Here is a 23,536-nt window from a genome sequence, read left to right as displayed (position 1 = left end):
CCACTTTTGGGATGGATCCGATGCTCAAGCCTCCGAGCGGCGCATCGTGGAACCGGAAAACCGGGGCCACTTTTACCGCACGATGCGCTAGCGTTCGGCTCGTCGGATATGCCAGAGCCATGTTGCAGATCTTAGGTATCACAATGCGTACGAAGCCCTTTCTGATCCGCCGCATCCCGGCTTTTGCCGCCACGGCCCTCGCCGTGGGGCTCGCCGGATGCAACGGCAGCTTCAATCCTGTCCGGGACGTGGCGACCGCCGTGGGGGCCGGTCCGCAGACGGCCGCGACCCCGGATTTCGTGGCCCGTTCGAGGCCGGCCGACCTGGAATACATGCCGATCGGAACTCCGGCTGCGGAGCGCCCGACTCCGGCGCGCACAGCCGATCAGATCAAGGCGGCCGAGGCGGAGCTCGATGCCATTCGGGCCCAGAACGAGGCGGCCGGTGCCGCTGCGGCCGAACTCGGCAAGACGCCGCCTCCCGAGCCTGTCAGGCTTCCGGCCAACACGTCGCAGCCGGTGCGCCAGAAGACGAATTCCAAGAGAACGCCTTAGAACCTATACCGGAACCATGTGATTCCGCCCGAGGACGAGACCTATGCCTGACTTCTACCGGATTAAGCGCCTCCCGCCTTACGTCTTCGAGCAGGTCAACCGCATCAAGGCCGCGGCCCGCGCCAATGGGGCGGACATCATCGACCTCGGGATGGGCAATCCGGACCTCCAGGCCCCCCAGCACGTCATCGACAAGCTCGTCGAGACGGTCGGCAAGCCGCGCACCGATCGCTACTCGGCGTCCAAGGGCATCGGCGGCCTGCGCCGCGCCCAGGCGGGCTATTACGAGCGCCGCTTCGGCGTGAAGCTCAATCCGGACACCCAGGTGGTGGCGACGCTGGGCTCCAAGGAGGGCTTCGCCAACATGGCCCAGGCCATCACCGAGCCGGGCGATGTCATCCTGGTGCCGAACCCGAGCTACCCGATCCATGCCTTCGGGTTCCTGATGGCCGGCGGCGTGATCCGGTCCGTTCCGGCCGAGCCGACGCCCGAGTTCTTCGTCGCGGCCGAGCGCGCCGTCGCCCATTCGATCCCCAAGCCCGTGGCGCTCGTCGTCTGCTACCCGTCGAACCCGACCGCCTATGTGGCGTCCCTCGATTTCTACCGGGACCTCGTCGCCTTCGCGAAGAAGCACGACCTCATCCTCCTGTCGGACCTCGCCTATTCGGAGGTCTATTTCGACGAATCGAATCCGCCGCCCTCAATCCTGCAGGTGCCGGGGGCCATCGACGTGGCGGTGGAGTTCACCTCCATGTCGAAGACCTTCTCCATGGCCGGCTGGCGCATAGGCTTTGCGGTCGGCAACGAGCGCCTGCTGGCGGCGCTTGCCCGGGTGAAGTCCTATCTCGATTACGGCGCCTTCACGCCCGTCCAGGTGGCCGCCACCGCGGCCCTCAACGGGCCGGATGATTGCATCCGCGAGATGCGCGCCACCTACAAGCGCCGCCGGGACGTGATGGTCGATTCCTTCGCCAAGGCCGGCTGGAACGTTCCCGTGCCCACCGCGTCCATGTTCGCCTGGGTGCAGATTCCCGAGAAGTTCCGGCCGATGGGCAGCCTCGAATTCTCGAAGCTCCTGGTGGAGAAGGCCGACGTGGCGGTGGCGCCGGGCATCGGCTTCGGCGAGCACGGCGACGACTATGTCCGCATCGCCCTTGTGGAGAACGAGCAGCGCATCCGACAGGCCGCGCGCAACATCCGCCGGTTCTTCGACAACGCCGACCAGACGCTCCACAACGTGGTGCCGATGGTCCGGCGCGGCTGACCAGTCCCGGACAGGCAACCTGTCAGGGTTGCGCGTCCGCATGGACAGGACACCGCAGGGGTCGTAAAAGCAGCCCGAGATTTTCAAGGAGCTGTTGTTCGTGACACGTCCCCTTCGGGTCGGCATCGCCGGCCTCGGCACCGTCGGCACATCGGTCATTCGCATTCTCGACCGCCAGAACGAGGCTGTCGCCCAGCGCGGCGGGCGGCCGGTCGAGGTCATGGCCGTATCGGCCCGCGACCGGTCCAAGGACCGGGGCGTCGACCTCTCCCGCTTCGCATGGTTCGACAGCCCGGCGGATCTGGCCCGCTCGGCCGACGTGGATTGCGTGGTCGAACTCGTCGGCGGCGCGGACGGGGCCGCCCTGGAGACGGTGCGCGCGGCCCTTTCGCTCGGCCGGCACGTGGTCACGGCCAACAAGGCACTTCTTGCGAAGCATGGGCTCGAACTGGCGAAGCTGGCTGAAGAGAAGGGCGTGTCCCTGGCCTTCGAGGCCTCCGTGGCCGGGGGCATCCCGATCATCAAGACCCTGCGCGAGGCGCTGCCCGCCAACCGGATCTCCCGCCTGTACGGCATTCTCAACGGCACCTGCAACTACATCCTGTCGCGCATGGAGCTGGAGGGCCTGACCTTCGCCGAATGCCTGAAGGATGCCCAGCGCCTGGGCTATGCGGAGGCCGATCCGACCTTCGACGTGGAGGGCTTCGACACGGCCCACAAGCTCGCCATCCTGACGAGCCTCGCGTTCGGGACCGAGATCGACGCCGATGCGATCTACGTGGAGGGCATCTCTTCCATCACGCCCCTCGACCTCGCCATGGCCAAGGAACTCGGCTTCCGCATCAAGCTTCTCGGCGTCGCAGAGCGCACCAAGACGGGGATCGAGCAGCGCGTGCATCCGACCATGGTGCCCCGCACCTCGTCCATCGCCCAGGTGATGGGCGTGACGAACGCGGTCACCATCGATGCCGATGCCGTGAGGGAGCTGACGCTCATCGGGCCCGGCGCGGGCGGCGACGCGACGGCCTCCGCGGTCGTCGCCGACATCGCCGATGTGGCCACCGGCACCGTGCAGCCGCTCTTCGGCTCGCCGACGGACCGGCTGGAGAAGGCGCCGCGCGCTCCCATGCAGCGCCACGAGGGCGGCTATTACGTTCGCCTGACGGTCCATGACCGCCCGGGCGTCGCCGCCGGGGTGGCGACCCGCATGGCCGAGGCCGACATCTCGCTGGAGAGCATTCTGCAGAAGCGCTCGGAACTGGCCGCCACCAAGGATCCGCACGGGAGGTCCGGAGCCCCGGTCTCGCTGGTGCTCATCACCTATGCGGCCACCGAAGCCTCGATCCGTTCGGCGCTGGAAAAAATTTCTGGGGATGGTCTTATCGCCGAGCCGCCCCAAGTCATCCGCATCGAGCGCGAGTAACCCAGGACCGGGCCTTTCCGGTCCCCACACGATCACAAGAGGGAGACGACACGTCCATGTCGCAAGGCATTACCGTCCAACCGGGCCAAATCATCGAGCGCATCCTGACCCTGGAGCTCGTCCGCGTCACCGAGCGCGCGGCGGTTGCCTCCGCCAGGCTGCGTGGCCGCGGCAACGAAAAGGCCGCGGACCAGGCCGCCGTGGACGCCATGCGTCGTGAGCTGAACAAGCTTCCCATCGACGGCACTGTGGTGATCGGCGAGGGCGAGCGCGACGAGGCGCCGATGCTCTTCATCGGCGAGAAGGTCGGCAACAAGCAGGGCCCGAAGGTCGACATCGCGGTCGATCCGCTCGAGGGCACCACGCTCTGCGCCAAGGACATGCCGGGCTCCATCGCCGTCATGGCCATGGCCGAGGCCGGAACCCTGCTGGCGGCTCCCGACGTCTACATGCACAAGATCGCGGTCGGACCCGGCTATCCGGCCGGCGTGGTCGACCTCGACGCCTCGCCGGAGGAGAACCTTCACAGCCTCGCCAAGGCGAAGGGCGTGAAGGTGAACGAGCTCACGGCCCTCGTCCTCGACCGGCCGCGTCATGCGGATCTCATCGCGGCCATCCGCAAGACCGGGGCCGGCATCCGGCTGATCTCGGACGGCGACGTGGCGGGCGTGATCTTCACGACGAAGGCTGAAGAGACCGGCATCGACATCTATCTCGGCATCGGGGCCGCGCCCGAGGGCGTGCTGGCGGCAGGCGCCCTGCGCTGCATCGGCGGCCAGATGCAGGGACGCCTGATCCTCGACACCGAGGAGAAGCGCTCTCGCGCCCTGCAGATGGGTGTGACCGATCCCAACAAGAAATACGACGTGACGGATCTCGCCCGCGGCGACGTGATCGTGGCGGCGACCGGCGTCACCGATGGCGGGCTGCTGAAGGGCGTCCACTTCGGCAAGGACGTGATCACCACCGAGACGGTGGTCTACCGCTCCGCGACCGGCACCGTGCGCCGGATCTACGGCGAGCACCGGGAGCTGTCGAAGTTCCACCTCGACTAGCGGCATCGGGAGCATTCCCACGGTGATGGCCGGGCTTGCCCCGGCCATTTGCATATCGACGCTCTTTCGTCTCATCCTGGCAGGCCAGGTCACGGCCGACGACCCACGACGTCATGGCCGGGCTTGTCCCGGCCATCCCGACCTGAAGAGCGCCGCGCTTCGAACGACAAGATGGACAATCTCATGCTTCAGATCCACCCCTTCACGGCAGACGACCGGCAGGCCTGGGAGCCCCTGTGGCAGGGCTACCTGACCTTCTACAAGTCATCCGTGCCGCCGGAGGTCACCGAGGAGACGTGGCGTCGGTTCCTCGATCCCGCCGAGCCGCTGCACGGCCTTGCGGCGATCCTCGACGGCCGGATCGCCGGGATCGTCCATACCGTCTATCACCGCTCCACCTGGACGACGGCTGACTATTGCTACCTGCAGGATCTGTTCACCGCCGAGGAGGCGAGGGGGCGCGGCGTGGCCAGGGCCCTGATCGAGGCCGTCTACGAACAGGCCAGGGCCGCCGGAGCGGCCCGGGTCTACTGGCTGACGCACGAGACCAATACGACCGCCCAGGCGCTCTACGACAAGGTCGCGTCCCGCACCGGCTTCATTCAGTATCGCAGGATGCTTTGACCACAATTCGCGGATAAGACTCCCGCTGTGACCGAATCATCCCCACTTGTCCTGCCGAAAGCCTTCCTCGGCGTCACCAATTCGGCCCTCGGGCGCACCTGGGTGGAGCGTTGCGACGCCGCCCAGGGAACGATCGCGCTCGCCATCGCCCAGACCCATGGCCTGCCGGATGTGCTGTCGCGGGTTCTGGCCGGGCGTGGCGTCGGGCTGCATGATACCGACGGCTTCCTGAACCCTCGCCTGCGGGATCTGATGCCCGACCCCCACAGGCTGACCGACATGGAGGCTGCGGCCTCCCGGTTGGCCGATGCGGTTCTGCGCAACGAGAAGGTGGCGATCTTCGGCGACTACGATGTGGACGGCGCTTGCAGCGCGGCGCTCCTCGCCGAGTATCTGCGCGCCTGCGGCCTGGATTACGCGATCCACATTCCCGACCGGATCACCGAAGGCTATGGGCCCAATGTCGACGCCATCCGGGCGCTGAAGCAGCAGGGCGCCGACATCCTCGTCACGGTCGATTGCGGCACGGCCAGCATCGAGCCTCTGGCGGAGGCCCGCCGCCTCGGCCTCGATCCCATCGTTCTCGACCACCACCAGGCACCCGAGCAGCTGCCGGACGCGCTCGCCATCGTGAACCCGAACCGGCAGGACGATCTCTCCGGCCTCGGCCATCTCTGCGCGGCCGGCGTCGTGTTCCTGTCGCTCGTCGCCCTCAACCGGATTCTGCGTCTGCGCGGGTTCTTCCAGGGGCGTCCGGAGCCCGACCTGATGGGGAGCCTCGATCTCGTGGCGCTGGCAACCGTGGCCGACGTGGTGCCGCTCATCGGCCTCAACCGGGCCTTCGTGCGCCAGGGGCTCGCCATCATGAGGAGCCGCCGCCGGGTCGGTCTTGCGGCGCTTCTCGATACGGCCGGTCTCGCGGGGACGCCCGAGAGCTGGCATCTCGGCTATCTGGTCGGGCCGCGGATCAATGCCGGCGGACGCATCGGCGACGCGGCCCTGGGCTCGCGGCTTCTGCTGACGGAGGATCCCATGCAGGCCGGACGGCTCGCCTCCGAGCTCGACCGGCTGAATCGGGAGCGCCAGGCCATCGAGGTCGTGGCGGTCGCCGAAGCCGAGGCCCAGGCCCTGATGGCGCTCGAGCGCATGCCGGACCTGCCGGTGCTCGTCACCGCCTCGGCCGAATGGCACCCGGGCGTGGTCGGCCTGATCTCCGCCCGGACCAAGGAGCGGTTTCGCCGCCCCGCCTTCGCCTTCACCCTCAACCCGGACGGCACGGCGACCGGGTCGGGCCGTTCCGTGCCGGGCGTCGACCTCGGACATGCGGTGCGTGCGGCCGTGGATGCGGGGCTCGCGATCAAGGGCGGCGGCCACACCATGGCGGCCGGCGTGACGATCCAGGCGGTCGATCTCGAGCGCTTCCTCGCCTTCGTCACCGAAAGGCTCACCGAGCCGGTGAGCACCATGCGCCTCCGGGACGATTTCGCCATCGACGCGACGCTCACGGCAGGGGGCGCGCAGCCGGCGGTCGTGACCGCCCTGGAACGCGCAGGGCCGTTCGGCCAGGGCCAGCCGGAACCGGTCTTCGCGTTCCCTCAGCATCGGCTGGTCGAGGCGCGGGAGGTCGGCAGCGGCGGGCATATGCGCGTCAAGCTTCGTGGCGGCGACGGCAGCGTCATCGGGGGAATCGCCTTCCGGGCCGCCGGGCAGCCGCTCGGCATCGCCCTGTCGCAGGCCATCGGCAACACACTCCATGTGGCCGGGACTCTCTCGATCGATCGCTGGGGTGGAAACGAGAAGGTCGAGGTCCGGATCATGGATGCGGCACGACCGGAATAACGCGCTTGCGACCCCCGATCGGAGCATCCTTCGCCGCGTGGAAGCGGGACCACTTTTCCGGCATAAGGTGCTTGCGATGCGTCACGAACCCCTCTATAGGTTCGCCCACTTCGGCGGCACCGCCCCGAACGACCTGCGCCCTTCGTCTATCGGTTAGGACGCCAGCCTTTCACGCTGGAGAGAGGGGTTCGACTCCCCTAGGGCGCGCCACTTCCCAATCCCGGACAATTCATCATTCGACGACGTGCTGGATGAGGTCTCGAGGCTCTCGCAGCTTCGATAGCTTCCCACCGCGCCGGAGGCGTGCCCCATCACGACCCCGGTCAGATCGGGCTGCCCTTGATCTTGGTGACCATTTCCCAGTTGTCGCCGGCGGCGATCATGCACGCCTTGCCGTCCGGCATGGTCATGACCATGGTCCAGGTTCCATTGGACGAGGCGAAGACCTCGAGCACCTGGCCGGGCTGGGCGAGACCGATGCCGACTGGGCCCTCCTTGTATTGATCGGCCAGCAGCTTCACGAGCTGTTCGCGCGGACCGCAGGAGGTTTGAGCGGAGGCCGGCGTGCCGCCGAGAGCGATCGCCGCGCCAAGGATGGCAAAGGGAGGCAGAGGGATACGGATCATGACATGTCCCTGACGGTTGGCCCGCGATTGCCCTTGGCGTGCCAATCAACGCGCTCTTCTCCAAAAAGCTCCATCCAGGCGCCTGACCGGAGCCTCGGCGATGTCTGGACGTTTTCCTGATCGCTCGTGCGAGGCGCCGATCCCGCGAAAGGTATCATCGCTTCCTGAAAATCCATGTATAGAGAAGGGGCAGGCGCCGGATTGAACCTGCCGCCCGTCAGGGCGTTTTGTCCGCCAGACACCGAGCGAAGCTGAATCTCCATGCCGCGTTTTTTCTTCAACATTCGGGACGGCTACGACGTCGATGAAGACGAGGAGGGAATCGAGCTTCCCGACCTCGAAGCAGCCCGGGCGGAGGCCTTGGCGACCGTCGAGGAGCTGCGGGACGAACTGGCCGACGCGGGCAATATCGAGCTCGAAATCACGGACGAGACCGGACGCCGACTGCTGACGGTCCCGTTCTTCCGCGGCGGGCAGGGCGGCCGGCGTCGCTGACGGTCTCGAAAGAAAAAGGCCCGGCGTGATGCCGGGCCCTGTTCGACGGCCGAAGCAGCCCGATCAGCACTCGGTCTTCTTCTTGGTCGTCGTATCGCCGAACTCGTCCGTCTTCTGCTTGGTCTCCGTCGTGCAGCCGACCGACCCGGTGGTGGTCGTGACCGAGGTCGAGGAGGTGGTGCTCGGCTCGGTCTTGCGCTCTATGGTGGTCTGACTGCCCAGGATGCCCTCTTCCTTTTTGATGGTCGTGGTCGTGTCCTGTGCGAAGGCAGCCGTGCTGAGAAGCGAAGCCGCAAGAAGCAGTACCGTTTTCTTCATCGTGAACTCCCTGAACAAGCGTTTCCCCCTGAGAACGGCTTTCTCCGCCAGGGGTTCCTGCTCAGTTTCGTTCAAGATGGCAGCCGGGTGCTATTCAGGCGGTCCGGAGGCCCCGCCAAGCCGTGGCGAAATCGCGGGCTCTGCTGCCGATCTCCTCGACCGACATGGCTGGCGTGAACAGGGCGGAGCCGAGCCCGAAGCCGTTCGCGCCGGCGTCCACATAGGGCTTCATGTTGTCCGGCTTGATGCCGCCGACCGGGAGGACGAGCGCGTCCTTCGGCAGCACGGCCCGCCACGCCTTCACGACCGCCGGGGGAATGGCCTCGGCCGGGAAGATCTTGATGGCGTCCGCGCCCGCCTTCAGGGCTGCGAAGGCCTCCGTCGGGGTTGCGACGCCGGGTGTGCAGACGAGACGGGCCTTCTTGGCCGCGCGAATGACGTCGAGATCGGCATGCGGCATGACGATCAGCTTGCCGCCCACGTCATGGACGCCGATGACCTGATCCGGGTCGAGGACCGTCCCGGCCCCGACCAGCACGTCCGCCGGCATGGTCTTGCACAGGATCTCGATGCTGCGGAACGGTTCCGGCGAGTTCAGCGGCACCTCGATGATGCGAAAGCCGGCTTCGACCAGGCTGTTGCCGACGGCTTCCGCGTTCTCCGGCCTGAGACCGCGCAGGATGGCGACCAAGGGAAGATCGGTCAGATAATCTCGCAGCACGGCGGCACCTCCAACCCCGTCGCGCGATGGGGGCGTCGTGGATCGGCGCCGCCCATCCCGGGGCCGCTACTAGTTGGCAAAGATGACCGCGGGTTTCAACCTTTTGCGGCTTGAGGAGCGAGAAATCGCGCCAGATACGAAACGGCGCTGCGCAGGGTGTCGCGACCGTCGGTGCAGTTCTCGATGAACCAGTCCTCGAGCGCGACGCCCGGATACAGCGCCTCGACGCCGGTAAAGAACTCCACGAGCTTCATGGAATCGAAGGCGAGCGAATGGGTGAGTGACATGTCGAGGATAATCGGCGCCTCGCCTTGCCCATTGAGCGACTGGCACAGCGCAACGATCCGTTCGCCCACATCCGCCTCTGACAGAAAGCTCACTGATTCTGCCCCCTTATCGATGACGTAGAGTCACATCCATGGACGGCACTGGTTCAAGCGCAAACGATATAAAATTATATAAGGCGACTTGAGGCGATCCTAGCGTAATTGTAACAGAATGTCATGAGGAATGCGGCGGGCGCAGGCGGATTTTCTCAGAATGTTGTCGCCGGCGAGTGACCAGCGCCAACCCGCCAGGAAGGCGCCTCAGTCCTTAGGTGGAATTGCAAGGCTCGGGCCTCGTAGGATAGAGACCTGCCAGTCCGTCGTGAGATTGACCCGCTTTTTTCTTCCGGGCCTGTTCGAGCTGCACCATGAAGCCGCCTTCGAAGCTGCTGAGCCGCAGCGTCAAACCTTCTCTCGACCGGATCGACCTTCTGATCCTCGACGCTCTTCGCGACAACGGACGCATCACCTATCAGGCTCTCTCGGAACGGGTCGGACTGTCGGCCCGTCCCTGCCTGGAACGGGTCAGGCGCCTTGAGCAGAAGGGAGTGATCCGCGGCTATACCGCCTTGATCGAGCCCTCCGCCCTCGGTCACGACATCATCGCGCTCGCCGGCATCAGCATGCGCGACCCGTCGACTGGTACCCGTCAGCGCCTGGAGCGCGCCCTGACAGCCAATCCTGCTGTCATCGAGCTGCAGGTCGTGAACGGCGAATACGACTATATCGCCAGGATCGTGGCCTCGACCCTTGCGGCCTACGAGGCGCTCACCGAGGCCTATCTGGCCGATCCCGGTTTTGGCATCGGCCGTATCCACACGACCTTCGTGCTCAAGACCCTGAAGAATTTCGAGGGGTATCCGGTGGCGGACAACCTGGACTGAGTCTGTCCTGTAGCCTTGGCGACAGAATCGGCTGTGGCAGGCCGGGATTTCAGCTTCAACCGGAGCGGCGCGCCCGTAAGCTTGTCCATGGAGGATTTCCATGGATCTCATTGCTCTCGAACGCTCGGTCACCGCTGCCAACTACGATCCGCTGCCTGTCGTCCTGAGGGACGCGAAGGGCGTTTGGGCGACGGACACGCGAGGCAGGCGCTATCTCGACATGATGAGCGCCTATTCGGCCGTCAGCCTCGGCCATGGCCATCCGCGGATCCTGAAGGCGATGATGGAGCAGGCCTCGAAGCTTGCCGTGACCAGCAGGGCGTACCACACGGAGCTTCTCGGCCCCTTCCTCGAGCGTCTCGTCCAGATCACCGGCCTCGACATGGCGCTGCCGATGAACACCGGCGCAGAGGCCGTCGAGACCGCCGTCAAGGCTGCCCGGCGCTGGGGCTACGCCAGGAAGAAGATCGCCAAGGATCAGGCTGAGATCATTGTGGCGAACAACAATTTCCATGGCCGCACCACCACCATCGTGGGGTTCTCGTCCGACGAGTCCTACCGCGAGGGCTTCGGTCCCTTCGCAGGCGGCTTCAAGCTGGTGCCGTTCGGTGATGCACGGGCGGTCGAACAGGCCATCACGGGCAACACCTGCGCGATCCTGATCGAGCCGATCCAGGGCGAGGCCGGTATCGTTGTCCCGCCGGAGGGTTACCTGAAAGACCTGCGCGCGCTCTGCGACCGGCACAACGTTCTGCTGATCCTCGACGAGGTCCAGTCGGGCCTCGGCCGCACGGGCCGGTGGTTCGCCCATCAGCATGAGGGCATCAAGCCCGACGGCCTGATCCTGGGCAAGGCCCTCGGCGGCGGCGTCTATCCGGTCTCCGCCTTCGTGGCCACGCGCGACGTCATGAGCGTCTTCAACCCCGGGTCGCACGGCTCGACCTTCGGCGGCAACGCGCTGGCCGCGAGGATCGGCCTCGAGGCGCTGGCGGTGATCGAGGAGGAGCATCTCGTCGAGCGCAGCGCGGAGTTGGGCGGTTATCTCCAGGATCGCCTGCGCGCCATGCGCAGCAACATCGTGCGGGATGTGCGCGGGCGTGGATTGTGGGTCGGCGTCGAGGTCGATGCCAGCGTGGTCTCGGCCCGTGCGGTCTGCGATGCCCTGCTCGAGAACGGCGTGCTCTCGAAGGACACGCACGGCACGGTGCTGCGCTTCGCGCCGCCGCTCACCATCACCCGCGACGAGATCGACTGGGGAATGGAACGGATCGAACGGGTTTTCGCCCGCGCCGTTCATTGACGCACGGGGACGAGGATCGATGGCACAGAACCTGAAGATGAAGTCGAAGCCCGCCTCCCGCGAGCAGCGACTGGAGACCTATCAGCCCCTGTCCGGAATGGTGGTGCCCCGCTTCGCCGGCATCTCGACCTTCATGCGCCTGCCTTACCTTGCGCCGACCGAGGCCCCGGGCGAGATCGACATCGCGATTCTCGGCATTCCCTTCGACGGGGCGACCACGAACCGTCCCGGCACGCGCCTCGGGCCGCGCCAGGTGCGCGAGGCCTCGTCGCTCATGCGCATGGTCAATTACGGGACGCTGGTGGCTCCCTACGATCTGTGCGCCTGCGCCGACGTGGGCGACGTGCCGGTCAATCCCATCGACGTGCAGGACACGCTCCGCCGGATCGAAGCCGAGATCTCCTACCTCCACCAGGGCGGCGTGACGCCTCTCTCCATCGGCGGCGACCATATCGTGTCGTATCCGATCCTGCGTGCGCTCGCGGCGAAGAGCGGTCCCGTGGGCATGATCCATGTGGACGCGCACAGCGACACCGGGGACACCTATTTCGGCGGCCAGAAGCTCACCCACGGCACGCCGTTCCGCCGGGCCATCGAGGATGGTGTGCTCGACCCGAAGCGGATGGTGCAGATCGGCATTCGCGGCCACATGTACTCGGCCGACGAGAGGGAATGGGCGCTCGATCAGGGCATCCGCATCATCGACATGGAAGAGGTGGCGGAGAAGGGCATTCCCTACGCGATTGCCGAAGCCCGCCGGGTTGTCGGCCTGGAGCAGACGTACTTCACCTTCGACATCGACTCCATCGATCCGGCCTTCGCGCCGGGGACCGGAACACCGGAGATCGGCGGCTTCACGAGCCGCGAGGCGCTGCAGCTCGTGCGCGGCTTCCGGCACCTGAACCTCGTGGGAGCCGACATGGTCGAGGTCTCGCCGCCACTCGATCAGTCCGGCGGCACTGCTCTGGTCGGAGCGTCCATCGCCTTCGAGCTTCTGTGCCTTTTGGCGGAGGCGAGGGCGGAGCGTGCCGCCAGGGAGACCCGGCTGAACGTGGTCTAGGCCGCCAGGACACGCTCCGCGTCAACCCTGGCTTGTCGGGGTGATCCGGATGAACGAAGCCGCCGTGCCTCACCGGATCGGGATGGCCCGCACAAGGCCGGCCACGAGGTCATGTGGGGCACCCTACGAAGGCGGGCTCTGGCGCATGCATTGCTGGGCGGCGCGCGAGATGCGGGTGTTGTCCTCGGCGGCGGCCTTCCCGGCCATGAGCCTCTGCCAGAGATCCCGATCCGGAGCCTGCTGCAGAATGCAGGAGCACACCGATGGGCACAGCGCCGGGTCGCCGTTCTGCATCAGGCAGATCTGGCGGCAGGCCGCCGTCGGACTGGGACCCACGATCTGCGCGACGCCGTAAAGCAGGCCGAGCAGGGCGACCTGATGGATCAGGTAGATCGGCAGGCTCTTGCGTCCGGCCCAGATCAGGGTCCTCAAGAGCGGGTTCCTGGCGCGCCAGCCGGCCAGGCCGAGCGTCTCCGGCCGGCTCAGCAGCAGCCTGCCGGCCGCCACGCCGATCAGCACGAGGCCGAACCATGGGAAGATCGGCACGTAGTCGTTCGTCACCGGATCGGCAGCGCCGAGGCCGAGCCACTCGAGCCAGGGAACGTCGAGGGCGGGGCTCGTGAAGAGCCGGGGGGCGGCTAGGCAGAACGCCGCGACGGCCAGCGTCAGACCGGGATGCACGCGCAGGAAGGGCAGGGCCAGCACGCTGGAGACGGCGATGCAGTGAAGGATGCCGAAGAAGATGTAGCTTTCAGGAAAGGCGACATAGGTCACCAGGGTCACGGCGAGAGCCGCGCCGCCGACCTTCAGGAGACGTTTCAGGAATGGGCCCTTCCGGAAGCCCCGGAGATGGGCGAGCGCAAGGCCGAAGCCCGCAAGCATCAGGAACGAGCCGGCGATCCCGCGTGCGAACCAGCGCCAGGCCGGGACCTGGAGGATGTTCGTCCCGATCAGCTGCAGAAAGCTCAGATCCCAGCTGAAATGATAGAGGATCATCGCGGCGATCGCGATGCCGCGGGCGACGTCGACCGCATCCCAGCGCTGGGACGCGGCGGTTCGGGCTTGCGAGGAGAGGGCGGTCAAATCTGCTGGCCTCATGGGGTTGAAGGCGTTCTCTCCCGGTCCCTAGCGCATCGTGCGAAAAAGTGGATCCGGTTTTTCGAGCCCAACGATGCGCCAACATAGAAAAGGCATCGAATTGGTTTTAGGAGTGGAATCACTTTCAGGTTCGATGCCCTAGACCATATGTGAGTGGGATGACCGAGAGCCTTGCCGCGTCAATCGCCACATTACGAGACATGATTCAAGACGCTCGTGTCGTTGCAGGCTTCACGGGCGCCGGCATCTCGACGGAGAGCGGCATCCCGGACTTCCGGTCGCCGGACAGTCCGTGGATGCGCCACAAGCCGATTTCCTTCGCCCTGTTCCTGCAGAGCCCGGAGGCGCGCCGGGACGCATGGCGGCGCAAGTTCGCCATGGACGATCTTTATCGGGGCGCCCGCCCGAGCACAGGACATCGCGGCTTCGCGTCCCTCGTGGCAACGGGACGGATGCCTGCCGTCATCACCCAGAACATCGACGGGCTCCATCAGGAATCCGGCCTCGCGCCCGATCAGGTCATCGAGCTGCACGGCAACGGAACCTATGCCAAGTGCCTCGCCTGCGGCACCCGTCACGAACTCGACTGGGTGCGGCGGTGCTTCGATGTCGACGGCGACCCGCCCGATTGCCGGAGCTGCGGCGGAATCCTCAAGACGGCCACCATCTCGTTCGGGCAGACCATGCCGGAGGAGCCCATGCGCCGGGCCCAGAAACTGACCGCATCCTGCGACCTTTTCCTGGTCGCAGGATCGTCCCTGGTCGTCTATCCGGCGGCGGCCTTTCCGGCCTTCGCCAAGGAGAACGGAGCCCGTCTCGTGATCGTCAACCGGGAGCCTACGCCCCTGGACCGGGTGGCCGATCTGGCGATCCATGCGGAGATCGGTTCAGTCTTTTCAGTATTTCTGTCGTAACTTCAAGAACATGCCCGTTGCCGAAAATTTCATCGGCCTCGAATGCGCGTTTCTGGCTTCCCCTGATTCAGGACGATGTTATCCTCTTATTAAGAATCGGGATCATGATTCGAGTTTGGGTAATTTCATGACTGGCGATTACGGCTCCAATTCTTTCAGTCTCCGCGAGGAGAATCCATCATTCGATCAGGGTCGCCGCGAGGTCGGTCAGCCGGCCCCGGAGGAGAGCGCTCTCGAGCTCGTCCAGGTCAGCGGCCGCATCAAATGGTTCGACGTTGCCAAGGGCTTCGGCTTCATCGTTCCCGACAACGGCATGCCCGATGTTCTGCTTCATGTGACCTGCCTGCGCCGGGACGGCTATCAGGCGGCGAACGAAGGCGCTCGCATCGTCGTGGAGGCGGTTCAGCGCCCGCGCGGCCTTCAGGCCTTCCGCATCTTGTCGCTGGATGAATCCACCGCCCTGCATCCCTCCGAGCTGCCGCTGCCCCGGACCCATGTCCAGGTGGTCCCGACGAGCGGCCTGGAGCCGGCGGTCGTGAAGTGGTTCAACCGCCTGCGCGGCTTCGGTTTCCTGACTCAGGGGGAAGGCAAGCCCGATATCTTCGTCCACATGGAAACCCTTCGCCGCTATGGCATCGCCGAGCTGAAGCCGGGCGAGCGGGTTTTCGTCCGCTTCGGCGACGGATCCAAGGGCCTCATGGCCGCTGAAGTCCGCTTGGCCGACATGGCCCTGCCGCACTCCCACTGATGAGCCTGCCCGTGCTGTCGCGTATCCGGCCCGCGGTTGCGGCCCTGAGTTGTCTCGTTCTGCTGACCGGCTCGGTCTACGCGCAGGCGCTCGAGAACCTGTCCATCGCCACGCAGGGCGGGCAGCGGCAGACCTTCAGGGTCGAAGTCGCCCGGAACGACGCGGACCGGGCCCAGGGCCTGATGTTCCGCCGTTCCATGCCGGCCGATCAAGGCATGCTGTTCGACTTCGGCCGGGTCGAGCCCGTGTCCATGTGGATGCAGAACACCTACCTGCCCCTCGACATGCTGTTCATCCGGGCCGACGGGACGATCGCCCGGATTGCGGCCAATACCGAGCCGCTCTCGACCCGTACCATCCCGTCCGGCGAACCGGTTCTCTCGGTTCTGGAGTTGAATGCCGGCACGGCGGCCAAGCTCGGCATCAAGCCGGGTGACCGGGTGGAGCACCCGCTCTTCAAGCGGTGATCGAGCCCGAATGGTCAAGGAACTGGGGGGCCGGGCCGTTTTGCTGATGCTGGCCCTTCTCCCGGTGCCGGCCCTGTCGGAGGTCGGCCCGCACGCTTTGTTGAACGTCTCCCAGGATCTGCTTCGCGCCTACAAGGCGGAAGATGCCCGAGCCTTCCAGGAACTCCTGTCGCCGGCCCTGCAGGTCAAATATCCGATCGAGAGGCTTCAGGCAGTGCTGGCCCGCTGCCGGGCTTTGACGCTTGAGATCGACCGGTTCAGCATTCCGTCCTGGGGCGGGCGCCGCTATGGGTTCTTCGGCGTCTACGCCGAGACGGCCGTTCTCGAGATGATCCTGGAAATCGACGAGAGCGAGAGGATCATTCACTGGGCGATCACGGACGACGTGACGTCCGGCGACCAGCCCTGCACCGTCAGCGACTTCTGAACCCTTCTGCGAGCGTCGACGTCGCCACCTGATTGCGGCCGTCGTTCTTCGCCTGGTAGAGCAGGTCGTCGGCCCGCCGCAGCAGGCTCGACAGATCCTTCTCGCCGCTTTCGCGCTCGACGACGCCGAAGCTCGCCGTCACCACGCCGGGATCGAGCCGGGCGATGGACTGACCGGACAGGCCCTTCTGGATCCGCTCGGCGAGGGCGACGGCGTCGTCCAGCGAGGTTTTGGGCAGAATGAGGCAGAATTCCTCGCCGCCTGTGCGCGCGAAGAGATGGGACGACCGCAATTCGCCTTTCACGAACCGGGACACGCCGACGAGAACGGCATCGCCTTTCGCATGGCCGTAGCGGTCGTTGATGGCCTTGAACCGGTCGAGGTCGAAGAGCACGGCGCAGAGCGGCGCTTGGGTTCTTTGTGCGCGGTCGATCTGTTCCTCCGCGCGGCTGACGAGCCAGCGCCGGTTCCCGATCCCCGTCAACGGATCCGTCTCGGCGGCTCTCGCCAGGTTGCTCAACGTCAGATCCAGCTCCTCGAGGCTTTCCTGAACCTGGCTGAGCATCGTGCCGGCTTCGTCCGACAGGTTGCGGGGCAGGGCCGGCAGTTGCTTGTTCTGCCGGTAGTCGCCGAGAGCCTGAGTGACGACCCGCACCGGCGCCAGCATCCCATGGACGAGAACGAAGGTGATGGCTGTGCCAGCCAGGGTCGCGAGGAGCAGCACGAGAAGGTCCGCCCAGTTCTCCCGACCAAAAGCCGGATTCTTCACCAGCGCCCAGAGCGCGAAGGTGATGAGGGGAATGTGAGTGCCTACAAAGCAGATCAACAAGACCCGGCCCGCATAGCTGCGCGGCCGTGGCAGCGTGTTGAAGAGACGATAGATTTTCATGGCAGCTCATCCCGGTTGCGAGCGTCGAACGTCCTGGTCGCTGGTCATCCAGCGGGGTCCTTTGCCCGATTCACTGCCGTTTGGGAAGATTGCCCTACCGGTTGAATTCTCCTGGGTCCATCACCGAGCCGCCTGCCTTCAGTCTGTAAAGCGGGCCCCGTAATGGATTCCGGTGGTCCAGACGAGCCTGACCCGCGCTCTGGCGCCTTCCGACGGGATCTGGAGTTCGAACTCGAGGGGAACATCGGCCGGAGGGGTGACGACGAGGCGCACGCCTGCTTCCGAGAGATCCCATACCGTGCATGCGATCGGTGCCTGAGCGGTCTGTCCTGCGATCCGTCCTTCCAGATAGGTGGGGTGGCGCTGACTTGATCGACGCTCGGGTATCCGACGGCTCATACTTGCGATCCTACGTCTCTGAGGAAGGTGCTTTTCTATACGGCGAAGCTGGCGCGAACATGTTTTGAGAGCCGCCAAAGGCCCGGGCCGGGCGAACCCGCCGAGGTCAAAAAAGAAGCGCCTCCCGAAGGCAGGCGCTGAGGTACGATCCGTAGGGGCAAACCTGGACCGGTGCTGGGATTATGGCCCGTATGCAGATCGAGGGAAGGACCCGGTCCTTGGTCATGAGAGGTATGGAACACCTCGGAAGAGGCCGCCGTCCGGATAGGTGCGCTGGATACCGCTTTCGAGGCCTAGAAAAGAAGATCGGTCCTGAGGAAGCCGCCACGCATGAAAATCAGGATCAGATAGGCAGTGATGCGGCGAGAGGAAGCCCCTCGCCGCATCACCCGGACCTGCTAGCCTACTATATGACGAGAATGTCCAGGCTAGTCATTTTGAGCCCAGCGGAGAGCTTCGCCACCACAATCTGTTCCGACGCGCCCGTGCCGTCCTGGTCGTAATAGAGGACGCCAGCGGCGCGGTCGTAGATGATGCGGTCGGTCGTGTCATGGGCCGCCGTCCCGGTCCAGAAAGCCGAGGATCTCAGTGCGCCCTCGCTTCCGAGACCCGTGAACACCTTGTTGTTCAGCCAGAAGGTGTCGTCGCGGACCGAGAAGTCCTGGACCGTATCGACCTCGGCAGGCGCCGTCGGAACCGTATTGTAGACGAAGGCATCCTTGCCGCCGCCGCCTTGAAGAATGTCTGCGCCCGACTCCCCGTAGAGGCGATCGTTGCCGCTGCCACCGCTCAGAACGTCGTCTCCGAAGCTGCCGTAGAGGCGGTCATGGCCGCTGCCGCCGCTCAAAGCATCGTTGCCCGCCCGGCCGTCCAGATTGTCATTGCCGGCTCCGCCGGACAGAATATCAGCGCCCTCGCTGCCATGAAGGCGATCGCTTCCGCCTTCGCCATAGAGGCGGTCATCCCCGCCCCGGCCGTAAAGCCGGTCGTTTCCGATGCCTCCCAGAATCCAGTCGTTGCCCGCGGTTCCGAAGAGCCCGTCGTCCACATTCATGTACTGGAGTTGGCCATACAGAGGGACATCGGACCGGCTGACATCGGCCGGAAGGCTTTTGGTCCAGTCGAGCCCGACAGAATGAAGGACGGATGCGACAACCGAGTTGCTGTTCACATCATAGCCCGGCACCGACTGAGCGATATCCAGGCTGTACCGCAAATCAGCCTTGTCGATATTCGCGGCGTGTTGAACCATGACCTGCCAGACCTCGTCGGCGTTCCGTCCGCCGAGATCGAGAACCGTGCGGTGCCGCTCCTCGAGCGTGTCGGATCCTCGCCTGTCCGGGGACGTCGCGAGATTCGCCCCGGCAATCGTTCCAAGGTCGTCGCCGCTCACCCGAGAGCCCCGGATGACCTCTTCGGATATCACGGCCCCTTGGTCGTCGGTCACAGTCTTGACGAGGTAAAGGTGAAGAAAGCCGCTGCTAACATTCTCGAATTCAACGGGCTTCGCTTCAATGGCAATGACGGTGGGCATGGCGGCTCCTTGAATTGCGCGCCGGTCGTGAGGCTGCCTGTCGCGCTGCAAAGTCATCAACTTTGATGGTCCCCTCGGCGTTCCATCCGATCGTAAGGGGAACAGCGCCATTCCGGTCCGCGATATGTTGCATCACTTCAAAGGTTTGCGCGGGTTTTTGCCGAGCCGGGATGAAGCGTCCCCACGACGTTCAACGGCTCGGGGCTGATCCATCCTCTCTGGCCGAGAGGCGCCAGTCACGCCGTCGACATACCATGGAGCCGAGCGGCAGCGCGTTGCGGGTCAGACGCTCGACGATCCGTCGGGTCTGTGCATTGGAACTTGACCCCTTGCGGACCAGTTCTCAAATCGATAGAGAAACCAAGCTGTTGAGGATAACGGGGTGTAGCGCAGTCTGGTAGCGCATCTGCTTTGGGAGCAGAGGGTCGCGGGTTCAAATCCTGCCGCCCCGACCATCTTCACCGGATGAGCCTTGGAGAGAGTCCGAAACCAATGCCTGCACGGATCTACAAGCCCGCCAAGTCTGCAACGCAGTCCGGTCTGGCCCGGACCAAGCAATGGCTTCTCGTCTTCGAGCAGGACAAGCCTCGCGAGATCGAGCCCCTCATGGGCTGGACGAGCTCGGGCGACACCCGCCAGCAGCTCCGCTTGTGGTTCGACACCAAGGAAGAGGCCATGTCCTATGCGGAGCGCGAGGGTATCGCCTACCGGGTCGAGGAGCCGCATGAGGTGAAGCGGCGGACGATTTCCTATTCCGACAACTTCAAGTTCAACCGCGTCGGTCCCTGGACCCACTAGGGCAGGCCCCACGTCCGGATGGCTCCGTAGCTCAGCTGGATAGAGCAGCCGCCTTCTAAGCGGCAGGTCGTAGGTTCGAGCCCTACCGGAGTCGCCATCTTCATCAATGACTTAGCCGGATTGCGCGGGTCTCATTCAGACACATTGCCTGAATGAGCTGCCACAAGGCGCTCCCTCCGTCGGGCGGCTCTCCTCAGAGCCCGACCATCTTCATGCCCGGCTCCGGGTAGCGGGTGCCGGCGGCAGCTCCCGGCGGGATGATGTGGTCTATGCGCGCCAGATCGTCCTTGGTGAGACTCACGTCAACCGCGCCGGCATTCTCCTCCAGATAGCGGCGGCGCTTCGTGCCGGGAATCGGCACGATGTCGTTGCCCTGCGCCAGTACCCAGGCGAGCGCGAGCTGAGAGGGCGCGCAGCCCTTCTCCTGGGCCATGGCCTCGACTTCGCGCACGAGGTCGAGGTTCTTCTGGAAATTCTCGCCCTGGAACCGTGGCGAGATCCGGCGGAAATCGTCGGCCGCGAGATCGTCAACGCTCTTGATCTGCCCGGTGAGGAAGCCGCGGCCGAGCGGCGAATAGGGCACGAAGCCGATGCCGAGCTCGCGCACGGTCGGCAGGATTTCGTCCTCAGGGTCCCGGCTCCAGAGCGAGTATTCGGTCTGCAGCGCCGTGATGGGATGAACCGCATGGGCACGCCGGATCGTCTGCGGGCCGGCTTCCGACAGGCCGAGATAGCGGACCTTGCCGTCGCGCACGAGGTCGGCCATCGCCCCGACCGTGTCCTCGATGGGCGTCTCGGGGTCGACCCGGTGCTGATAGTAGAGATCGATCACATCGACCTTTAGGCGCCTCAGGCTCGCCTCGCAGGCTTGGCGCACGTAGTCGGGCTTGCCGCTGATGCCGAGGCGCTCCCCGTTCGGGCCCCGCACGTTGCCGAACTTCGTGGCGAGAACCACCTTGTCGCGCCGGTCGGCGATGGCGCGGCCGACGAGTTCCTCATTGCGGCCGACGCCGTACATGTCCGCGGTGTCGAGGAAGGTCACGCCAAGCTCGATGGCACGATGGATCGTGGCGATGGACTCGGCCTCGTCGCCGCTGCCGTAGAACTCGGACATGCCCATGCAGCCGAGGCCGAGGGCGGGTACCTGCAACTGACCAAGCTGACGCTGCTGCATAGGACGATCTCCGGGTCTGAAAGGACGACAGGGCGCGGGCCGGACGGCGGGCCCGACATCAACTGGTCTGAGAAGGACCGGTTTCAAGGCTCGCGCGAAGTCGTCCTCGCCTCCACGTCACGGGCCGTCCCGAATCTCGGTCACCAGGCGCAGACCGTCCGATCTGACGATCCTGTGAATGGAAGGTTCCTTGACCATAAGGGTCGCATGCCCAAGCTTCCAGTCTCGTGGACACCCGGTCTCCTGGACACCAAGGATTGGTTCGATGCTCAAGCTCGCTGTGATCCTTCCCATGCTGCTCATCGTCACCGAAGCGTGGTCGCAAAGCAGACCCGTCAGCACCGCGATGAGCTGTTCCCGTGCGGCCGGTCTCGTCGCGGCCCAGGGCGCCATCGTGCTGGGCACGGGTCCCTACACCTACGACCGGTATGTCAGCGGCACGAACCGCTGTGCGTTGGGCGAGACGATCGAGCCGGCCTGGGTGCCGACCGCCGACAACCCGCAGTGTTTCGTCGGGTATCAGTGCAGGCTGCGCACGCAGCCCCAGGGACGGTGATGGACAGGAGACGTCGCTGCCGGCGGGTCAGGCCGACAAGCCGGTCAGGTGGAGGGCTGCCGCCTCCTCGTCGGTAAACAGGCGCGACCGGGTCAGGAAGCGAACGCCGCGGCCGTTCTCCAGGGAGAACATACCGCCTTTGCCCGGCACCACGTCGATGATCAGCTGGGTGTGCTTCCAGTATTCGTATTGCGAAGGGCTCATGTAGAACGGTGACTCGCCGATGGTCCCGAGGAGCACGTCCTCGTCCCCGACGATGTAGTCGCCCTGCGGGTAGCACATGGGCGAGGAGCCGTCGCAGCAGCCGCCGGACTGGTGGAACAGGACCGGTCCGTATTCCGTCCGCAGGGTCGCGATCAGGTCGAGCGCCGCAGGCGTCGCCATGACCCGTAGAATCTCGCCGTCCATGGTGCTTCTCCGGTGCAGGAAGGCCGGGGCGGGATCGCTCCCGCCCCGGTGCGCTGTATGATCAGAAGAAGCCCAGGGCCTTGCTGCTGTAGCTGACCAGGAGGTTCTTGGTTTGCTGGTAGTGGTCCAGCATCATCTTGTGCGTCTCGCGGCCGATGCCCGACTGCTTGTAGCCCCCGAAGGCCGCATGAGCCGGATAGGCATGGTAGCAGTTCGTCCAGACGCGGCCGGCCTGGATCGCGCGGCCGAAGCGGTAGGCGCGGTTGCCGTTGCGGGTCCAGACGCCGGCGCCGAGGCCGTAGAGGGTGTCGTTGGCGATCGCGAGCGCATCGTCCTCGTCCTTGAAGGTGGTGACGGAGACGACCGGCCCGAAGATCTCCTCCTGGAAGACCCGCATCCGGTTATGGCCGCGGAACACCGTCGGCTTCATATAGTACCCGCCGGCCAGATCGCCCGGCAGGGTGTTGCGCTCGCCCCCGGTCAGCACCTCGGCGCCTTCCTGCTTGCCGATGTCGATATAGCTGAGGATCTTCTCCAGCTGCTCGCTCGACGCCTGGGCGCCGATCATGGTCGACGGGTCGAGGGGGCTCCCCTGCTTGATTGCCTCGACGCGCCTGAGGGCCTTTTCCATGAAGCGGTCATAGATCGATTCCTGGATCAGCGCCCGGCTCGGGCAGGTGCAGACCTCGCCTTGGTTGAGGGCGAACATCACGAAACCTTCGATGGCCTTGTCCAGGTAATCATCGTCCTCGGCCGTCACGTCGTTGAAGAAGATGTTGGGCGACTTTCCGCCGAGCTCGAGCGTCACCGGGATCAGGTTCTGGCTCGCATATTGCATGATCAGGCGGCCCGTGGTGGTCTCCCCGGTGAACGCGATCTTGGCAATGCGTGAGCTCGAGGCGAGGGGCTTGCCGGCCTCAAGCCCATAGCCGTTGACGATGTTCAGCACCCCGGGCGGCAGCAGGTCGCCCACCAGCTCGGCCCAGACCAGGATCGATGCCGGGGTCTGCTCGGCCGGCTTGAGGACGACGCAGTTGCCGGCCGCGAGAGCCGGCGCGAGCTTCCACGTCGCCATCAGGATCGGGAAGTTCCAGGGAATGATCTGCCCGACGACGCCGAGCGGCTCGTGGAAGTGGTACGCGACCGTGTCGTGATCGATCTCCGCGACCGAGCCTTCCTGAGCCCTGATGCAGGCGGCGAAGTACCGGAAGTGGTCGATCGCGAGCGGGATGTCGGCCGCGGTGGTCTCACGGATCGGCTTGCCGTTGTCCCAGGTCTCGGCCAGGGCGAGCGTGTCGAGGTTCGCTTCCATCCGGTTTGCGATCTCGTTGAGGATGCGGGACCGTTCGGCTGGCGCCGTCTTGCCCCAGGCATCCTTGGCGTCATGGGCCGCGTCGAGAGCCTTCTCGATGTCGTCCTTGTCGGAGCGGGCGACCTCGCACACCACCTTGCCGGTGACCGGTGAGGTGTTCTCGAAATAGCGGCCGTTCACCGGCTCGACCCACTGCCCGCCGATGAAGTTGCCGTAGCGGTCTTTGAACGGCGCACGTGAGGCGCTGAGAAATTCTGGCTTGTTCATTGGTTTCCTCCCTGGATGAACAAGCCAGCCTGAGCAAGTTCCGTGCCAAAGCGCGC

At 65.3% G+C, this 23,536-nt stretch carries 27 protein-coding genes and 3 tRNA genes; 19 read left to right on the top strand and 11 right to left on the bottom strand.

Going from position 1 to position 23,536, the window contains the following annotated elements:
• Positions 1-143: 143 nt before the first annotated feature.
• The 7 genes from HPT29_RS14265 to HPT29_RS14235 all read left to right on the top strand — a co-directional run bounded on the left by HPT29_RS14265 (position 144) and on the right by HPT29_RS14235 (position 6,969).
• The gene (locus HPT29_RS14265; protein WP_173947251.1) at positions 144-554 is read left to right on the top strand and encodes a hypothetical protein; all 411 of its coding nucleotides are present in this window, start codon (positions 144-146) and stop codon (positions 552-554) included.
• 43 nt (positions 555-597) lie between these two features.
• On the top strand, positions 598-1,818 hold the full coding sequence (locus HPT29_RS14260) for an LL-diaminopimelate aminotransferase (RefSeq protein WP_173947252.1): 1,221 nt from the start codon (positions 598-600) through the stop codon (positions 1,816-1,818).
• A 100-nt stretch (positions 1,819-1,918) separates the two neighbouring features.
• Complete coding sequence (locus HPT29_RS14255) at positions 1,919-3,241, top strand: homoserine dehydrogenase (RefSeq protein WP_173947253.1); 1,323 nt, start codon at positions 1,919-1,921, stop codon at positions 3,239-3,241.
• A 56-nt stretch (positions 3,242-3,297) separates the two neighbouring features.
• On the top strand, positions 3,298-4,296 hold the full coding sequence (gene glpX / locus HPT29_RS14250) for a class II fructose-bisphosphatase (protein WP_173947254.1): 999 nt from the start codon (positions 3,298-3,300) through the stop codon (positions 4,294-4,296).
• Positions 4,297-4,479: 183 nt separating this feature from the next.
• On the top strand, positions 4,480-4,920 hold the full coding sequence (locus tag HPT29_RS14245; RefSeq protein ID WP_173947255.1) for a GNAT family N-acetyltransferase: 441 nt from the start codon (positions 4,480-4,482) through the stop codon (positions 4,918-4,920).
• A 27-nt stretch (positions 4,921-4,947) separates the two neighbouring features.
• Positions 4,948-6,759, top strand: coding sequence for a single-stranded-DNA-specific exonuclease RecJ (gene recJ / locus HPT29_RS14240; protein WP_173947256.1), 1,812 nt, complete (start codon positions 4,948-4,950; stop codon positions 6,757-6,759).
• Positions 6,760-6,894: 135 nt separating this feature from the next.
• Positions 6,895-6,969, top strand: a tRNA-Glu gene (locus tag HPT29_RS14235).
• Between the two features lie 113 nt (positions 6,970-7,082).
• On the opposite strand, the gene HPT29_RS14230 is transcribed toward HPT29_RS14235, so the two are convergent.
• Entirely contained in the window at positions 7,083-7,385 is a 303-nt protein-coding gene (locus HPT29_RS14230) for a hypothetical protein (RefSeq protein ID WP_210272075.1), read from the bottom strand.
• A 261-nt stretch (positions 7,386-7,646) separates the two neighbouring features.
• Between HPT29_RS14230 and HPT29_RS14225 the strand changes: the two genes are divergently transcribed.
• Positions 7,647-7,880, top strand: a complete 234-nt coding sequence (locus tag HPT29_RS14225; protein WP_173947257.1) for a DUF6894 family protein — start codon at positions 7,647-7,649, stop codon at positions 7,878-7,880.
• Positions 7,881-7,943: 63 nt separating this feature from the next.
• On the opposite strand, the gene HPT29_RS14220 is transcribed toward HPT29_RS14225, so the two are convergent.
• From HPT29_RS14220 to HPT29_RS14210, 3 genes are all read right to left on the bottom strand, one after another.
• On the bottom strand, positions 7,944-8,198 hold the full coding sequence (locus tag HPT29_RS14220) for a hypothetical protein (protein ID WP_173947258.1): 255 nt from the start codon (positions 8,196-8,198) through the stop codon (positions 7,944-7,946).
• A 94-nt stretch (positions 8,199-8,292) separates the two neighbouring features.
• A complete protein-coding gene (locus tag HPT29_RS14215; RefSeq protein WP_173947259.1) occupies positions 8,293-8,919 on the bottom strand; it encodes a 2-dehydro-3-deoxy-6-phosphogalactonate aldolase in 627 nt (208 codons plus the stop codon).
• Positions 8,920-9,014: 95 nt separating this feature from the next.
• Entirely contained in the window at positions 9,015-9,275 is a 261-nt protein-coding gene (locus HPT29_RS14210; RefSeq protein WP_259060017.1) for a hypothetical protein, read from the bottom strand.
• Positions 9,276-9,613: 338 nt separating this feature from the next.
• Here HPT29_RS14210 and HPT29_RS14205 point away from each other — a divergent pair, with 338 nt between their 5' ends.
• From HPT29_RS14205 to speB, 3 genes are all read left to right on the top strand, one after another.
• Positions 9,614-10,129, top strand: coding sequence for an Lrp/AsnC family transcriptional regulator (locus HPT29_RS14205; RefSeq protein WP_173947261.1), 516 nt, complete (start codon positions 9,614-9,616; stop codon positions 10,127-10,129).
• A gap of 100 nt (positions 10,130-10,229) precedes the next feature.
• Complete coding sequence (rocD, locus tag HPT29_RS14200) at positions 10,230-11,429, top strand: ornithine--oxo-acid transaminase (protein ID WP_173947262.1); 1,200 nt, start codon at positions 10,230-10,232, stop codon at positions 11,427-11,429.
• Between the two features lie 19 nt (positions 11,430-11,448).
• Positions 11,449-12,489, top strand: a complete 1,041-nt coding sequence (gene speB / locus HPT29_RS14195) for an agmatinase (RefSeq protein ID WP_173947263.1) — start codon at positions 11,449-11,451, stop codon at positions 12,487-12,489.
• 123 nt (positions 12,490-12,612) lie between these two features.
• On the opposite strand, the gene HPT29_RS14190 is transcribed toward speB, so the two are convergent.
• On the bottom strand, positions 12,613-13,587 hold the full coding sequence (locus HPT29_RS14190; RefSeq protein ID WP_259060013.1) for an acetyltransferase domain-containing protein: 975 nt from the start codon (positions 13,585-13,587) through the stop codon (positions 12,613-12,615).
• Positions 13,588-13,787: 200 nt separating this feature from the next.
• On the opposite strand from HPT29_RS14190, the gene HPT29_RS14185 reads away from it, so the two are divergent.
• From HPT29_RS14185 to HPT29_RS14170, 4 genes are all read left to right on the top strand, one after another.
• Entirely contained in the window at positions 13,788-14,501 is a 714-nt protein-coding gene (locus HPT29_RS14185) for an SIR2 family NAD-dependent protein deacylase (protein WP_173947265.1), read from the top strand.
• 127 nt (positions 14,502-14,628) lie between these two features.
• Positions 14,629-15,249 carry a cold-shock protein gene (locus tag HPT29_RS14180; RefSeq protein WP_210272076.1) on the top strand — a complete coding sequence of 207 codons (621 nt, stop codon included), beginning with the start codon at positions 14,629-14,631 and terminating at the stop codon, positions 15,247-15,249.
• The gene (locus HPT29_RS14175) at positions 15,249-15,716 is read left to right on the top strand and encodes a DUF192 domain-containing protein (RefSeq protein ID WP_173947266.1); all 468 of its coding nucleotides are present in this window, start codon (positions 15,249-15,251) and stop codon (positions 15,714-15,716) included. The genes HPT29_RS14180 and HPT29_RS14175 overlap by 1 nt, the downstream gene beginning before the upstream one ends.
• Before the next feature lie 10 nt (positions 15,717-15,726).
• Complete coding sequence (locus HPT29_RS14170) at positions 15,727-16,143, top strand: hypothetical protein (RefSeq protein ID WP_173947267.1); 417 nt, start codon at positions 15,727-15,729, stop codon at positions 16,141-16,143.
• Here HPT29_RS14170 and HPT29_RS14165 read toward each other — a convergent pair.
• The 3 genes from HPT29_RS14165 to HPT29_RS14155 form a co-directional block, all read right to left on the bottom strand.
• Positions 16,130-17,032, bottom strand: a complete 903-nt coding sequence (locus HPT29_RS14165; RefSeq protein WP_173947268.1) for a GGDEF domain-containing protein — start codon at positions 17,030-17,032, stop codon at positions 16,130-16,132. The genes HPT29_RS14170 and HPT29_RS14165 overlap by 14 nt on opposite strands.
• Before the next feature lie 138 nt (positions 17,033-17,170).
• A complete protein-coding gene (locus HPT29_RS14160) occupies positions 17,171-17,431 on the bottom strand; it encodes a PilZ domain-containing protein (protein WP_173947269.1) in 261 nt (86 codons plus the stop codon).
• 406 nt (positions 17,432-17,837) lie between these two features.
• A complete protein-coding gene (locus tag HPT29_RS14155) occupies positions 17,838-18,965 on the bottom strand; it encodes a calcium-binding protein (RefSeq protein WP_173947270.1) in 1,128 nt (375 codons plus the stop codon).
• 378 nt (positions 18,966-19,343) lie between these two features.
• Here HPT29_RS14155 and HPT29_RS14150 point away from each other — a divergent pair.
• From HPT29_RS14150 to HPT29_RS14140, 3 genes are all read left to right on the top strand, one after another.
• Positions 19,344-19,420: transfer RNA gene (locus HPT29_RS14150), tRNA-Pro, on the top strand.
• A gap of 37 nt (positions 19,421-19,457) precedes the next feature.
• The gene (locus HPT29_RS14145; RefSeq protein WP_173947271.1) at positions 19,458-19,763 is read left to right on the top strand and encodes an ETC complex I subunit; all 306 of its coding nucleotides are present in this window, start codon (positions 19,458-19,460) and stop codon (positions 19,761-19,763) included.
• Positions 19,764-19,783: 20 nt separating this feature from the next.
• Positions 19,784-19,860: transfer RNA gene (locus HPT29_RS14140), tRNA-Arg, on the top strand.
• Positions 19,861-19,956: 96 nt separating this feature from the next.
• On the opposite strand, the gene HPT29_RS14135 is transcribed toward HPT29_RS14140, so the two are convergent.
• Positions 19,957-20,937 carry an aldo/keto reductase gene (locus HPT29_RS14135; protein WP_173947272.1) on the bottom strand — a complete coding sequence of 327 codons (981 nt, stop codon included), beginning with the start codon at positions 20,935-20,937 and terminating at the stop codon, positions 19,957-19,959.
• 265 nt (positions 20,938-21,202) lie between these two features.
• On the opposite strand from HPT29_RS14135, the gene HPT29_RS14130 reads away from it, so the two are divergent.
• Positions 21,203-21,493, top strand: coding sequence for a hypothetical protein (locus HPT29_RS14130; RefSeq protein WP_173947273.1), 291 nt, complete (start codon positions 21,203-21,205; stop codon positions 21,491-21,493).
• A 27-nt stretch (positions 21,494-21,520) separates the two neighbouring features.
• Here HPT29_RS14130 and HPT29_RS14125 read toward each other — a convergent pair whose 3' ends face one another.
• Both HPT29_RS14125 and adh read right to left on the bottom strand, forming a co-directional pair.
• On the bottom strand, positions 21,521-21,901 hold the full coding sequence (locus HPT29_RS14125) for a DUF779 domain-containing protein (RefSeq protein WP_173947274.1): 381 nt from the start codon (positions 21,899-21,901) through the stop codon (positions 21,521-21,523).
• A 61-nt stretch (positions 21,902-21,962) separates the two neighbouring features.
• Entirely contained in the window at positions 21,963-23,480 is a 1,518-nt protein-coding gene (adh, locus tag HPT29_RS14120) for an aldehyde dehydrogenase (RefSeq protein ID WP_173947275.1), read from the bottom strand.
• Positions 23,481-23,536: the final 56 nt, after the last annotated feature.

Source organism: Microvirga terrae (assembly GCF_013307435.2).
In the GTDB taxonomy this organism is placed as follows: domain Bacteria; phylum Pseudomonadota; class Alphaproteobacteria; order Rhizobiales; family Beijerinckiaceae; genus Microvirga; species Microvirga terrae.
Note: the sequence above shows the minus strand (reverse complement) of the source record. Positions and strands in the feature narration are given on the sequence as shown.